The following is a 13,414-nucleotide window of genomic DNA, read 5'->3' as shown; positions in this document are numbered from 1 at the left end:
CTCTCCGATCCGCGGCACCGTGGTCACGCTGCGCAGAAGGAGGGCAGCAGGTCCGCGGCGGTGCCGGCGGGGCACGGGTCGAACGCGAAGACGACCCAGGTGCCGAGCGCGATCAGCGCGACGACGGCGACGAGGATGCCGCCCTTGAAGGCCTTGGCCAGCAGGGGCGAGGTCGCGTAGTCGTTGACCAGCGTGCGCATGCCGTTGCCGCCGTGGATCAGCGCGAGCCACAGCATGAGGACGTCCCACCACTGCCAGAACGGGTTCGCCAGCTTGCCGCCGACGAAGCCGAAGTCGATGGCCTTGATGCCGTCGCCCAGCAGCAGGTTGTAGATGAGGTGCCCGAAGATCAGGACGATCAGCACGACGCCGGAGGCGCGCATGTAGATCCAGCCCCACTTCTCCCAGTTGGTGCCGGAGGAGCGGGTCGGGGTGTGCGGGGTCCGCGGTGCGGCGACGGTGCTCAATGCGCACCCCCCTCGCTGAAGACGTTGATCAGGTGGCGCGGCGCGAAGCCGAGCATCAGCACGACCCAGAGACCCATGACGACCCAGAAGAGGACGCGCTGATTCCGGGTCGCCCAGCTCCAGAAGTCGACCAGGATGATCCGCAGGCCGTTCAGCGCGTGGAACGCGATGGCGCCCACGAGCCCGGTCTCGCCGAGTCCCATGATCGGGTTCTTGTACGTGCCGATGACCGCGTTGTACGCCTCGGGGCTCACGGCGATGAGAGCGGAGTCGAGGACGTGGACGAGGAGGAAGAAGAAGATGGCGACACCGGTGATCCGGTGGAGCACCCATGACCACATGCCTTCGCGACCGCGGTACAGGGTGCCGGCCGGACGCCGGATCTTCCCCTGCTTCCGGGGTGCGAGGGTTTGAGCAGCTTGAACTGACACGAACAACCCTCCCTGGTTGTGCTCCGACGGCCTGACCTGTTCCCACGTCGCGTGGACGGGGACGGGGCGGGGAGCGACGAGAAACTCGCCCTCCGATTCTAAGCGCGCTCGCAGGCGGGCGCGGCTTAGGCGAGCCTTAGCTGCGGGGCAGGGCGAGGGCGCGCGCCCCCGCGGTCGCGTAGTGCGCGAGGAGCTCGTCGGTGAGCGCGCTCCAGGTGCGGTGGAGCACGCGGCGGCGGCCCGCCTCGGCGAGCCGGGCGCGCAGTGCGGGATCGCGGACCAGGCGCTCCACCTGCCGGCGCAGGTCGGAGTCGCTCTCGGGCGCGTAGAGCAGGCCGTCCACGCCGTGCTCGATGAGGTCGGTGGGGCCGCCCGCGTGCGGCGCGACCACGGCGGTGCCGGACGCCTGCGCCTCCTGGACCGTCTGGCCGAACGTCTCCTCCGTGCCGGTGTGCACGAAGACGTCGAGCGCGGCGAAGACCGCCGGCAGCCGGTCGCCGTCGAGCCGGCCGAGCATCCGCGCCGCCGGGCCGAGGGCGGCGGCGACCCGGGCGGAGGAGGGGCCGTAGCCGCCCACGACCAGCTCCGCGTGCGGGAGGGAGGCGAGCGCCGCCATCCGCTCCACCCTCTTCTCGGGGGAGAGGCGCCCGATGTAGCCGACGAGCGCGTCGTCGGCGCCGAGTCCGGCACGGACGGCCTGCGCGTAGGGGGAGGAGCGGCGGCGCGGGTGGAAGCGCTCGCTCTGCACGCCGCGGCCCCACAGCGCGGTGCGCTCGATGCCGGCGGCGGCGAGGTCGTCGAGGGCGCTCGTGGAGGGGGCGAGGGTCAGGTCCGCCCCGGCGTGGATCTGGCGGATCACCCGCCAGGCGAGGGCGCGGGCGCCGCGGATGCCGTAGCGGGCCGCGAATCGCGCGACGTCCGTCTGGTAGATCGCGACACTCGGCACGCCGAGCCGACCGGCGGAGGCGATGGCGCGGGCGCCGAGGAGGAAGGGCGAGGCGACGTGCACCACGTCGGGCTCGAAGTCGGCCAGCTCCCGGGTGAGGGCGAGCGTGGGGATCCCGACCGGGAAGTCGCGGTAGGCGATCGCCGGGTGCTCCACGACGCGGTGGCCCGCGTAGTGGCCCGGCGCCCCCGCGGCCGGGCAGACGACGAGCGCCTCGATCCCGCGCTCCGCGAACTCGTCGAGCACCCGCAGGACGCTCGTGGTCACGCCGTTCAAGGACGGCAGGAAGCTCTCGGTGACGACCGCGACTCTCACGCCCCGGACGCTACGGCGGCGGGATGAACGGCGGCGCGCGCTCGGGTGAACGGACGGTCGCGCTCGGGCTCCCTTGTATCCTGCGGACATGACATCACCTGAGACCGATGGCCGCGCCCCGCTCGACCGCTTCTACAGCGTGATCCCCGCCGGCGGGATCGGCTCGAGGCTGTGGCCGCTCTCCCGGGCCGACGCCCCGAAGTTCCTGCACGATCTGACGGGGTCGGGACGGACCCTCCTCCGCGACACCTGGGACCGCCTCGCGCCCATCTCGGGCGCCGACCGGATCATGGTCGTGACCGGGCGCGCGCACCGCGCCGCCGTCGAGGAGCAGCTCGAGAGCCTCGAGGACCTCAACGTCGTCCTCGAGAGCGAGCCGCGCGACTCGTCCGCCGCGATCGGCCTGGCCGCGGCCATCCTCGAGCGCCGCCAGCCCGGCGTGATCATCGGCTCGTTCGCCGCCGACCACGTCATCAGCGGTCAGCAGCTGTTCCACGACGCGGTCGCCGAGGCCGTCGTCGCGGCGGACGCGGGCTACATCGCGACCATCGGCATCACGCCGACCGAGCCTGCCGTGGGCTTCGGCTACATCCGCACGGGGAAGCACCTCGGGATCGACGGGGCGACGCACACGCTCGCCGTCGACTCCTTCGTCGAGAAGCCCGACGCCGACACCGCGCGCGCCTACCTCTCCAGCGGTCAGTACCTCTGGAACGCGGGCATGTTCATCGCCCGCGCCGACCGCCTCCTCGAGGAGCTCGGCCGCGCGAAGCCGAAGCTGCTCGCCGGACTGCTCGAGCTCGCCGCCGCGTGGGACACCCCGGAGCGCGGCGCGGTCGTCGACCGCATCTGGCCGGGCCTGGAGAAGATCGCAATCGACTACTCCGTCGCCGAGCCGGCCGCGGCCGCGGGCAAGCTGGCCGTCGTGCCGGGCCACTTCTCCTGGGACGACGTGGGCGACTTCGCGTCCATCGCGAAGCTGCACTCGAGCGGACTCCGCTCGGACCTCGCCATCCTCGGCGAGGACGCGCGTGTGCTCGCCGACTCCGCGACGGGCATCGTCGTCAGCGGCGGCAACCGCACCATCGCCCTCATCGGAGTGAAGGACATCGTCGTCGTGGACACCCCCGATGCGCTCCTGGTGACCACGACCGAGAACGCCCAGAAGGTCAAGGGCGTCGTCGACGCCCTGCGCCTCTCCGGCCGCACCGACGTCCTCTAGCCCTCCGTCCCACCCGGCGAAGCGCGGCCCTCCCCTCGGAGGCGCCGCGCTTCGCCGTTCCGCCCCTCGCCTCATGCGCGTGCGGAGGTCCCGATCCGCCGTTCGCGCGGCCACTCGACCACCCTCGATGAGGGCCTCGGCCGTCGCCCTGGGTGCTGGTGGCTGGGTCTCGATCCGCCGCTTCCGCGGCAACTCGACCACCATGGAGGAGCATCGCGTCGAGCCCGACCGCGCGCAGCGCGGAGCTCCTCCGAACGCCTTCGACATCCGGCAGCAGGGGAGAGGGCCGCGAGCCGGAATCGCGTGCCAGCGATTCAGGCCAGCCCGACGCGACCCGCTCTGCGGAACGCACCCGTCGCGAAGCCGACCGCGCCGAGCCGCTCCGCGGCTCGGAATCGAGCCCAGCCGCCCGCACCCGCGACACGCTCCGCATGTCGCGAAGATCAACACTGTGTAACGCTTCCTGAGGTCTACCGTCCGGGCGGCTGAGCGGCTTGTCACATTGGGTAACGTGTGGGAATCGACGCCCTGCTGCGCTCGTCGCGCGGGGCCGCATTCCTGGAGGACGACATCTTGACTATCACCTCGCGTAAGGCCGCGTTCGGCGGTCTCGCCGCCCTCGGCGTCACCGCGCTTCTCGCCGGTTGCGCCTCCGCCCCCGAGGAGAGCGGCTCCAGCGCCGCCGCCGGTGGCGACTTCCTGCCCTGCATGGTCTCCGACGCGGGCGGGTTCGACGACAAGTCGTTCAACGAGCTCGGCTACAACGGCCTCGTGAAGGCCTCGGAGGACCTCGGTGTCACGCCGAAGACCGTCACCTCGGAGTCCGAGACGGACTACGCCCCGAACCTGACCAGCCTCGTCGACCAGGGCTGCAACCTGATCATCACCGTCGGCTTCGCGCTGGCCGAGGCCACGTCGGCCGCGGCCGAAGCGAACACGGACATCGACTTCGCGATCATCGACGACGCGTCGATCGACCTGCCGAACGTCAAGCCGATCACCTTCGACACCTCGCAGGCGGCGTTCCTTGCCGGCTACACGGCCGCGTCGTACTCCAAGACCGGCGTCGTCGGCACCTACGGCGGCCAGCAGTTCCCGACCGTCACGATCTTCATGGACGGCTACGCCGACGGCGTGAAGTACTACAACGAGCAGAAGGGGATGGACGTCAAGGTCGTCGGCTGGGACGTCGACGCGCAGACCGGCTCCTTCACCGGCGGCTTCGCGGCGGGCGTCGAGGCCAAGTCGGCCGCGCAGTCGCTGATCGACCAGAACGCGGACGTCATCCTCCCCGTCGGCGGTCCGATCTTCCAGTCGGCGATCGAGGCGATCCGCGACTCCGGCAAGGACATCGCGATGGTCGGCGTGGACGCGGACCTGTACGAGACCTACCCCGACGGCGCCGACCTGTACCTGACCTCGATCCTCAAGGGCATCGAGGCCGGCACGACCGACGTCACCAGCTCCGCCGGAGCCGACGACTTCGACCCCACTCCCTTCGTGGGCACCCTCGAGAACGACGGAGTCGGCATCGCGCCGTTCCACGACTTCGAGTCGAAGGTCTCGGGCGACCTGCAGGGCGAGCTCGACACCATCAAGGCGGGCATCATCGACGGCTCCATCACCGTCACCTCCCCGTCCGCTCCCGCGGCGTCCTAGCCGCTTCCTCGAAGAGGCCGGCGGGCCCGAGCACACCTCGGGCCCGCCGGCCTCTTCGTCGGTCCGGCGGGCCGATCGGCTCCGCTGCGTCCCTCGATCCCGGCCGACGGCGCATCGTGGCGCGAACCGAAAGTTAGATTGGTCCCATGAAGCTCGAACTGCGTGGCATCACGAAGCGCTTCGGCGCGCTCGTGGCCAACGACCACATCGATCTCACCGTCGAACCCGGTGAGATCCACTGCCTCCTCGGCGAGAACGGCGCGGGCAAGTCGACGCTCATGAACGTGCTCTACGGCCTGTACCAGGCCGAGGAGGGGGAGATCCTGCTGGACGACGCGGTCCAGCACTTCTCCGGTCCGGGTGACGCCATGAAGGCGGGCATCGGGATGGTCCACCAGCACTTCATGCTCGTCCCCGTGTTCACCGTCGCCGAGAACGTCATGCTGGGCCACGAGGAGACGAAGGCCGGCGGGCGCCTGGACCTCGCCGCCGCGCGCGCCCGGGTGCGCGAGATCTCGGACCGCTTCGGCTTCGACGTGGATCCCGACGCCCTGGTCGAGGACCTCCCCGTCGGCGTGCAGCAGCGGGTCGAGATCATCAAGGCGCTCTCGCGCGACGCCCGGGTGCTCGTGTTCGACGAGCCGACCGCGGTGCTGACCCCGCAGGAGACCGACGAGCTGATCGCGATCATGCGCCAGCTGCGTGCGGCCGGGACCGCCATCGTCTTCATCACGCACAAGCTCCGCGAGGTGCGCGAGGTCGGAGACCGCATCACGGTCATCCGCCTCGGCAGAGTCGTGGGGGAGGCGTCGCCGACGGCGAGCAACGCCGAGCTCGCCTCGCTGATGGTGGGCCGCGCCGTCGAGCTGACGGTGCAGAAGGAGCAGGCGGTGCCGGGCGACGAGGCCCTCGTCGTCTCGAACCTCACCGTGCGCGACGCCAACGGCCAGGCCGTCGTCGACGACGTCTCCTTCGAGGTCCGCCGCGGCGAGATCCTCGCGATCGCGGGCGTGCAGGGCAACGGCCAGACGGAGCTCACCGAGGCGATCATGGGCCTGCAGGAGCGGGTCGAGGGCTCGGTGACCCTGGACGGGCGCCGCCTCGACGGGCTGTCCGTGCGCCGCGTCCTCGAGTCGGGGGTCGGCTTCGTCCCCGAGGACCGCACCGAGGACGGTCTGGTCGCCGAGTTCACGATCGCCGAGAACCTCATGCTCGACCGCAGCGACCGCGGTCCGTTCGTGAAGGGACTGGGCCTGCGGCTCAAGGAGCTCGAGCGCTTCGCCGAGGAGCGGGTGCGCGAGTTCGACGTGCGCGCCCAGGGGATCGGCACCCACGTCGGCCGCCTCTCCGGAGGCAACCAGCAGAAGGTGGTGCTCGCGCGCGAGCTCAGCCGGGAGCTGCGGCTGTTCATCGCGGCGCAGCCCACTCGCGGCATCGACGTCGGCTCCATCGAGTTCGTCCACAAGCGCATCGTCGAGACGCGCGACACCGGGGTACCCGTGATCGTGGTGTCGACCGAGCTCGACGAGGTCGCAGCGCTCGCCGACCGCATCGCGGTCATGTACAAGGGCGGGATCATCGGCATCGTCCCCGCCGACACGCCCCGCGAGGTCCTGGGGCTCATGATGGCCGGGCAGGCGCCCGCCGAGAAGGGAGCGGCGGCGTGAGCGACGCGCAACTGCCCGCGGTCGATCCCGACGCGGAGACCGAGAAGGCGTCCGGGCTCGAGCCCGGCCAGAAGCCGGATCAGGAGGTGCGCCCCGGCCCGCTCGAGAGCGGCGCCTCCCGCGTCCTGCGCGAGATCCTCTCCGGCACCGCGCTGATGTCGGTGCTCGCCGTGCTGCTCTCCCTCATCGCGGGCGGCGTGCTGATCGCCGCGACCGACAAGGACGTCCAGGCGGCGTCGGGCTACTTCTTCGCCCGGCCGCTCGACACCCTGCAGGCGATCTGGCAGTCCGTCTCCGGTGCCTACTCCTCGCTCTTCCAGGGCTCGGTCTACAACTTCCGCCGCGAGGGCTTCGCCAACGGCATCAAGCCGCTGACGGACACCCTGGCCTTCGCGACCCCGCTGATCGCCGGCGGGCTCGGAGTGGCGCTGGCCTTCCGCGTCGGCCTGTTCAACATCGGCGGCCGCGGCCAGATGCTGATCGCCGCCGCCTTCGCGGGCTGGGTCGGCTTCTCCTTCGACCTCCCGTGGGGCGTGCACCTGATCGTCGCGCTCGCCGCCGGCATCCTGGGCGGCGCGCTCTGGGGCGGACTCGTGGGACTGCTCAAGGCCCGCACCGGCGCGCACGAGGTGATCCTCACGATCATGCTCAACTACGTCGCGTTCTACCTGATCTCCTACCTCCTGCGGACGCCCGGCGCCCTGCAGGCGCCCGGCTCGAACAACCCGAAGTCGCCCGGGATGAAGGAGACCGCGGTCTTCCCGGCGCTCCTCGGCCCCGGATACTCGCTCACGCTCGGCTTCGTCTTCGCGGTCCTCGCGACCGTGTTCGTCTGGTGGCTCCTGAACCGCTCGACGATCGGCTTCAAGTTCCGCGCGGTGGGGGAGAACCCGCACGCGGCACGGGTCGCGGGCATCGACGTGAAGAACAGCTACGTGTACGCGATGCTGCTCTCCGGCGGCCTGCTCGGCCTCGCCGGCAGCGCCCAGGTGATGGGGACGGTCACGACCGGCTTCACCTCCGGGATCGACGCGGGCATCGGCTTCGACGCGATCACGGTCGCGCTGCTGGGCCGCTCCCGACCCTGGGGCGTGTTCTTCGCCGGCATCCTCTTCGGCGCCTTCAAGGCGGGCGGCTACTCGATGCAGGCCGCCGAGGGCGTGCCGATCGACGTGGTCCTCGTCGTCCAGTCGCTGATCGTCCTCTTCATCGCCGCACCGCCGCTGGTGCGCGCGATCTTCCGCCTCCCGACGCCCGGGGCAGCCCCGAAGCGCCGCACCCGCCGCACCTCGGAGGTGTCCGCATGAGCACCGCCGTCGCCACCGCCCCCGACCGCGTCGTGATCCGCAGCTGGAAGGCGCCGATCGCGTTCGGCGTCTTCGCGCTGCTCGCCGTCGTCCTCTTCGTGGCCCTCGGCCGCGACGGGACGAGCTCGTTCCGCCTCGCCGCGGGGACCGACTTCTTCGCGCTGCCGGACATCCCGTTCCCGACGCGGGGGACGGGCGTGGTCGTCGCGATCCTCCTGGTCGCCCTGGCCGTCGCGTCGGCCGGGCTCACCCGCGCCGGCCGCCGGATCCCGCTCTGGCTCTCGGCGGTCTTCGCCCTGGTCTTCCTGATCGGGTTCCTCGTCTGGGCGTCGGCCGGTGCCGCGCTGCCCGTCTCGGGACTGCTGCTCGGGACCGTCGGGCTCGCCACTCCGCTGATCTTCGGCTCGCTCGGCGGCGTCATCTCGGAGCGGGTCGGAGTCGTCAACGTCGCGATCGAGGGGCAGCTGCTCGCCGGCGCCTTCACCGCGGCGATGGTCGGCTCCCTCACCCGCCAGCCGGTGCTCGGCCTGCTCGCGGCGATGGTCGCGAGCGTCCTGGTGTCGTTCGTGCTGGCCGCCTTCGCGATCAAGTACCTGGTCGACCAGGTGATCGTCGGAGTCGTGCTGAACGTGCTGGTGACCGGCCTGACGAGCTTCCTCTACTCCCAGGTCCTCTCCGCCGATGCGTCGACGTTCAACTCGCCGGTGAAGTTCGACCGCCTCCCGATCCCGGTGCTCAGCCAGGTGCCGATCGTGGGCGCCGTCCTGTTCAACCAGACGGTGATCGTCTACCTGATGTACTTCGCGATCTTCGCGGTGTGGTGGGGCCTGTTCAAGACCAAGTGGGGCCTCCGCCTGCGCGCCGTGGGCGAGCACCCGCAGGCCGCGGACACCGTGGGCATCGATGTCGCCCGCACGCGCTTCTGGAACGTCTCCCTCGCCGGGGCGATCGCCGGAGTCGGCGGCGCGTACTACACGCTCGACGCGGTCGGCGCGTTCGGCAAGGAGATGACCGCGGGTGCGGGCTTCATCGCCCTGGCCGCCGTCATCTTCGGCCGCTGGGACCCGATCAAGGCGACGCTCGCGTCGCTCCTGTTCGGCTTCGCGACCAACCTGCAGAACGTGCTCGGCGTCATCGGCTCGCCCGTGCCCAGCGAGTTCATGCTGATGCTGCCGTACGTCGTGACGATCTTCGCGGTGGCCGGTCTCGTCGGCCAGTCCCGCGGACCGGCCGCCGCCGGCAAGCCGTACCTGAAGTCCTGAGAGGAGCCGTCGTGACCGACATCGACTGGGAGGCGCTGCGCGAGGCCGCGCTCGAGGCCATGAGCCACGCCTACGTCCCGTACTCGAAGTTCCCCGTCGGGGTCGCCGCGCTCGTGGACGACGGCCGGACGATCTCGGGCTGCAACGTCGAGAACGCCTCCTACGGGCTCACGCTCTGCGCCGAGTGCGCGCTGGTGTCCTCTCTGCACATGACGGGCGGCGGCCGGCTCGTCGCCTTCACCTGCGTCGACGGGAAGGGCGGCGTCCTGATGCCCTGCGGGCGCTGCCGCCAGCTGCTCTTCGAGCACTCGGCCGAGGGCATGCTCCTCCAGACCGTGTCGGGCGTGAAGACGATCGACGAGGTCATCCCCGATGCCTTCGGCCCGCGCACGCTCGAGGCCTACGCCGCCTCCTAGGGCCGCCGTCACCGCTCCCACTCCCGAACCGAGGACCCCGCATGACCCGCACCACCCCCGTCGAGGACTTCGACGCCGTCGACATCATCCGCACCAAGCGCGACCGCGGCACGCTCTCGACCGCGCAGATCGACTGGCTGATCGACGCCTACACCCGCGGCTACGTCGCTGACGAGCAGATGGCGGCCTTCGCGATGGCGGTCCTGCTGAACGGGATGGAGCGCGACGAGATCCGCGACCTCACCCTGGCGATGATCGCCAGCGGCGAGCGCATGCGGTTCGACGGACTCGGCAAGCGCACGGTCGACAAGCACTCCACGGGCGGGGTCGGCGACAAGATCACGCTGCCGCTGATGCCGCTGGTCGCCTCCTTCGGCGTGGCGGTGCCCCAGCTCTCGGGACGCGGGCTCGGCCACACGGGCGGAACGCTCGACAAGCTGGAGTCGATCCCGGGCTGGCGGGCCGACCTCGGCAACGAGGAGATGCTGGAGCAGCTGCGGACGGTCGGCGGCGTGATCTGCGCCGCGGGCTCGGGCCTCGCCCCCGCCGACAAGAAGCTCTACGCGCTCCGGGACATCACCGGGACCGTCGAGGCGATCCCGCTGATCGCGTCCTCGATCATGTCGAAGAAGATCGCCGAGGGGACCGACGCCCTGGTGCTCGACGTGAAGTTCGGCTCCGGCGCGTTCATGGTCGACATCGAGCGCTCGCGGGAGCTGGCGCGGGCGATGGTCGACCTCGGCAACGACGCGGGGGTGCGGACCACCGCGCTGCTGACCAACATGAACGTGCCGCTCGGTCTGGCCATCGGCAACGCGAACGAGGTGCGGGAGTCGGTCGAGGTGCTCGCCGGCGGCGGTCCCTCGGACGTCCGGGAGCTGACGCTGGCCCTGGCCCGCGAGATGCTGGCCCTCGCCGGGCAGCCGGACGCGGACGTCGAGCGCGCCCTCGACGGCGGCGCGGCGATGGACACCTGGCGCGCGGTCATCCGCGCTCAGGGAGGGGATCCGGATGCGGCGCTCCCCGAGGCCCGCGAGACCCACGTCGTGGTCGCCGAGCGCGACGGCGTCCTGGTGGAGCAGCAGGCGCTGCCGTTCGGCATCGCCGCCTGGCGCCTGGGCGCCGGACGCGCCCGCCAGGCCGACGCGGTGCAGCACGCGGCGGGGATCGACCTGCACGCGAAGCCGGGCGACCGCGTCCGCGCGGGCCGGCCCCTGCTCACGCTGTCGGCCGACGAGCCGGAGCGCTTCGCCCGGGCGCTCGAGGCGCTCGACGGTGCCTACCGGATCGGCGACGACGGCGACGAAGTGCTCGACGGCGGCCCCCTCGTGGCGGAGCGCGTCTCCTAGCCCCGCGCCGCCCGGCACGGAGGAGGCGCCGCCCGGCGAGCCGCTCCCGCCGACCCTCTAGGGTGGTCGGCGAACCACCGCCGACCTGCGAGGAGCACCGTGACCGATCAGACCGAGGAGTACCTCCTCCCGGGCGAGCGCGTCCTCATCGACGAGCTCCCCAAGGTGTCGCTGCACGACCACCTCGACGGAGGCCTGCGGCCCGGGACGGTCCTCGAGATCGCCCGCGAGACGGGCGTGCCGCTCCCGGCCGAGGAGCCGGACGCGCTCGCCGAGTGGTTCCGCGCCACGGCCGACTCCGGCTCCCTCACCGACTACATCGCCACCTTCGAGACGACGGTCGCCGTGATGCAGACCGCGCCGGCGCTCGAGCGCGTGGCCCGCGAGTTCGTGCTCGACCTCGCCGCCGACGGAGTCGTGCACGGCGAGGTGCGCTGGGCGCCGGAGCAGCACCAGCGCGCCGGGCTCTCGCTCGACGCGGCTGTCGAAGCGGTCCAGGAGGGGCTGCAGCAGGGCGTGCAGGAGGCGGCGGCGGAGGGACACCGCATCCGCGTCGGCCAGCTGATCACCGCGATGCGGCACGCCGACCGCTCGCTCGAGGTCGCCGAGCTGGCGCTGCGCCACCGCGAGCGCGGTGCGATCGGCTTCGACATCGCCGGAGCCGAGGCGGGCTTCCCCGCCTCGCGGCACCGTCCCGCCTTCGAGCTGCTCGCGGCGGCGCACTTCCCGACCACGGTCCACGCGGGGGAGGCGGACGGCCTCGACAGCATCCGCTCCGCCCTGCTCGACGGCCGCGCCCTGCGCCTGGGTCACGGCGTCCGGATCGCGGAGGACATCCGCATCGAGCGCCAGGACGACGACGCGAGCTACGTGACCCTCGGCGAGCTCTCGGAGTGGGTGAAGGACCGCGAGATCGCCCTCGAGCTCAGCCCCTCCTCCAACCTGCAGACCGGCGCCGTCGCAGCGTGGGGTGCCGAGCTCGCCGACCACCCCTTCGACCTGCTCTACCAGCTGGGCTTCCGCGTCACGGTGAACACCGACAACCGCCTGATGAGCGCGACGACACTCAGCCGCGAGCTCGCCCTCCTGTCCGACGCGTTCGGGTACGACCTCGACGACTTCGAGGCCTTCCAGCTGAACGCGGCTCACGCCGCCTTCCTGCCGCTCGACGAGCGCCGCGAGCTCGTCGAGACGATCAGCGCCGGCTTCGAGGCGGCCTGACGGTGCCGCTCGACGCGCTCCCCGAGGAGGCGGTGGCCCTCCGCCACTCCGCCGGATCCTGGCGGGAGGCCGTCCTCGAGGCGGGCCGTGCGCTCGAGCGGACCGGCGCAGTCGACGCCGCCTACTCCCGGCGCATGGTCGAGCAGGTCGACGTGCTCGGGCCGTACATCGTCATCGCGCCCGGGCTCGCCCTCGCGCACGCCCGGCCCGGCAACGACGTCCTCGCGGACGGCCTCTCCGTCGTCACGCTGGCCGAGCCCGTCGCCTTCGGCCACAGCACCAACGACCCGGTGTCGGTCGTCATCGGGATCGCCGCCACCCAGGCGCACGGACACGTCGGCTTCGTCTCCGGGCTCGCCGACGTGCTCAGCCGTCCGGACGCGGTCGGTGCCCTCGCCGCCGCCCGCACCCTCCGCAGCATCAACGCCGTCCTCACCGACAGCACCCCGCACCACCCGCACCACGGAAGAAGCGCATGAAGATCGTCACCCTCTGCGGCGCCGGAATCGGCACCTCCGCCATCCTCAAGCTCGGCGCCGAGCGCGCCCTCGAGACCCTCGACCTCGAGGCCGAGGTGATCGCCTCCGACCTGGCCTCCGTCGACGCGCTCGCCGCCGACGCGCAGGTCATCCTCACCTCCGGCGAGCTCGTCGACCGCATCGGCCGCACCTTCGCCGAGGTCGTCGTCATCGACAACTACCTCGACCAGAACGAGATCACGGAGAAGATCGAGCGAGCGCTGGGCTGAGCTTGTCTCTGAGCCGCTCCCTGCGCGGCTCAGCGCGGTCGGCCTCCCGACGGGGCGCGTTCCGCAGAGCGTATTCCGTCGGGCTGCCTCGAATCGCTGCCACGCGCGGTGCTCGACTCTGAGCCGCTCCCTGCGCGGCTCAGCGCGGTCGGCCTCCCGACGGGGCGCGTTCTCAAGAGCGGGTCGCGTCGGCTGCCTCGAATCGCTGGCACGCGATTCTCGGACGCGCCCTCCACCTTGCGGGGAGAGGGCGCCCCTGCCCCTGCTGGTCGAGTGGCCGCGGAGCGGCGTGCCGAGAGCCGGGTTCCCGCGCGGACGGCTGCTCGGGTCTTGGGGGGTCAGCGGGCGGCGAGCTGCTCGAGGACGGTGCCGATCAGGCGGCGGGCGCGGGCGGGGGAGAGGCG

At 71.8% G+C, this 13,414-nt stretch carries 13 protein-coding genes; 10 read left to right on the top strand and 3 right to left on the bottom strand.

The window, feature by feature from the left end; translation table 11 throughout:
* Positions 1-23: 23 nt before the first annotated feature.
* The 3 genes from C5C46_RS08820 to C5C46_RS08810 all read right to left on the bottom strand — a co-directional run bounded on the left by C5C46_RS08820 (position 24) and on the right by C5C46_RS08810 (position 2,159).
* Positions 24-467, bottom strand: a complete 444-nt coding sequence (locus C5C46_RS08820; protein ID WP_104223187.1) for a succinate dehydrogenase hydrophobic membrane anchor subunit — start codon at positions 465-467, stop codon at positions 24-26.
* Positions 464-850: a succinate dehydrogenase, cytochrome b556 subunit gene (sdhC, locus tag C5C46_RS08815; protein WP_258059417.1), complete on the bottom strand. Its 387-nt coding sequence runs from the start codon at positions 848-850 to the stop codon at positions 464-466. The genes C5C46_RS08820 and sdhC overlap by 4 nt, the downstream gene beginning before the upstream one ends.
* Positions 851-1,034: 184 nt before the next feature.
* Positions 1,035-2,159: a glycosyltransferase family 1 protein gene (locus C5C46_RS08810; protein ID WP_181136510.1), complete on the bottom strand. Its 1,125-nt coding sequence runs from the start codon at positions 2,157-2,159 to the stop codon at positions 1,035-1,037.
* 88 nt (positions 2,160-2,247) lie between these two features.
* Between C5C46_RS08810 and C5C46_RS08805 the strand changes: the two genes are divergently transcribed.
* The 10 genes from C5C46_RS08805 (at position 2,248) to C5C46_RS08760 (ending at position 13,010) form a co-directional block, all read left to right on the top strand.
* Positions 2,248-3,381, top strand: coding sequence for a mannose-1-phosphate guanylyltransferase (locus C5C46_RS08805; protein ID WP_104226420.1), 1,134 nt, complete (start codon positions 2,248-2,250; stop codon positions 3,379-3,381).
* 573 nt (positions 3,382-3,954) lie between these two features.
* Positions 3,955-5,040 (top strand): BMP family protein, encoded by a 1,086-nt coding sequence (locus tag C5C46_RS08800; protein ID WP_104226486.1) that lies wholly within the window; start codon positions 3,955-3,957, stop codon positions 5,038-5,040.
* Between the two features lie 146 nt (positions 5,041-5,186).
* The gene (locus tag C5C46_RS08795; RefSeq protein ID WP_104226419.1) at positions 5,187-6,707 is read left to right on the top strand and encodes an ABC transporter ATP-binding protein; all 1,521 of its coding nucleotides are present in this window, start codon (positions 5,187-5,189) and stop codon (positions 6,705-6,707) included.
* Positions 6,704-8,014: an ABC transporter permease gene (locus C5C46_RS08790; RefSeq protein ID WP_219812279.1), complete on the top strand. Its 1,311-nt coding sequence runs from the start codon at positions 6,704-6,706 to the stop codon at positions 8,012-8,014. The genes C5C46_RS08795 and C5C46_RS08790 overlap by 4 nt, the downstream gene beginning before the upstream one ends.
* A complete protein-coding gene (locus C5C46_RS08785) occupies positions 8,011-9,276 on the top strand; it encodes an ABC transporter permease (RefSeq protein WP_104223181.1) in 1,266 nt (421 codons plus the stop codon). The genes C5C46_RS08790 and C5C46_RS08785 overlap by 4 nt, the downstream gene beginning before the upstream one ends.
* 11 nt (positions 9,277-9,287) lie before the next feature.
* Positions 9,288-9,692 (top strand): cytidine deaminase, encoded by a 405-nt coding sequence (locus C5C46_RS08780; protein ID WP_104223180.1) that lies wholly within the window; start codon positions 9,288-9,290, stop codon positions 9,690-9,692.
* 41 nt (positions 9,693-9,733) lie between these two features.
* Positions 9,734-11,041, top strand: a complete 1,308-nt coding sequence (locus tag C5C46_RS08775; RefSeq protein ID WP_104226418.1) for a thymidine phosphorylase — start codon at positions 9,734-9,736, stop codon at positions 11,039-11,041.
* 99 nt (positions 11,042-11,140) lie between these two features.
* Positions 11,141-12,262, top strand: coding sequence for an adenosine deaminase (locus C5C46_RS08770; protein ID WP_104226417.1), 1,122 nt, complete (start codon positions 11,141-11,143; stop codon positions 12,260-12,262).
* Positions 12,263-12,264: 2 nt separating this feature from the next.
* Positions 12,265-12,741 carry a PTS sugar transporter subunit IIA gene (locus C5C46_RS08765; RefSeq protein ID WP_104223177.1) on the top strand — a complete coding sequence of 159 codons (477 nt, stop codon included), beginning with the start codon at positions 12,265-12,267 and terminating at the stop codon, positions 12,739-12,741.
* On the top strand, positions 12,738-13,010 hold the full coding sequence (locus C5C46_RS08760) for a PTS sugar transporter subunit IIB (protein ID WP_104226416.1): 273 nt from the start codon (positions 12,738-12,740) through the stop codon (positions 13,008-13,010). Before C5C46_RS08765 ends, C5C46_RS08760 begins: the two co-directional genes overlap by 4 nt.
* Positions 13,011-13,414 lie beyond the last annotated feature (404 nt).

Origin of the sequence: Rathayibacter sp. AY1E6 (assembly GCF_002931115.1) — a bacterium.
Lineage (GTDB): Bacteria > Actinomycetota > Actinomycetes > Actinomycetales > Microbacteriaceae > Rathayibacter.
This window is presented reverse-complemented; position numbering and strand designations above follow the sequence as displayed.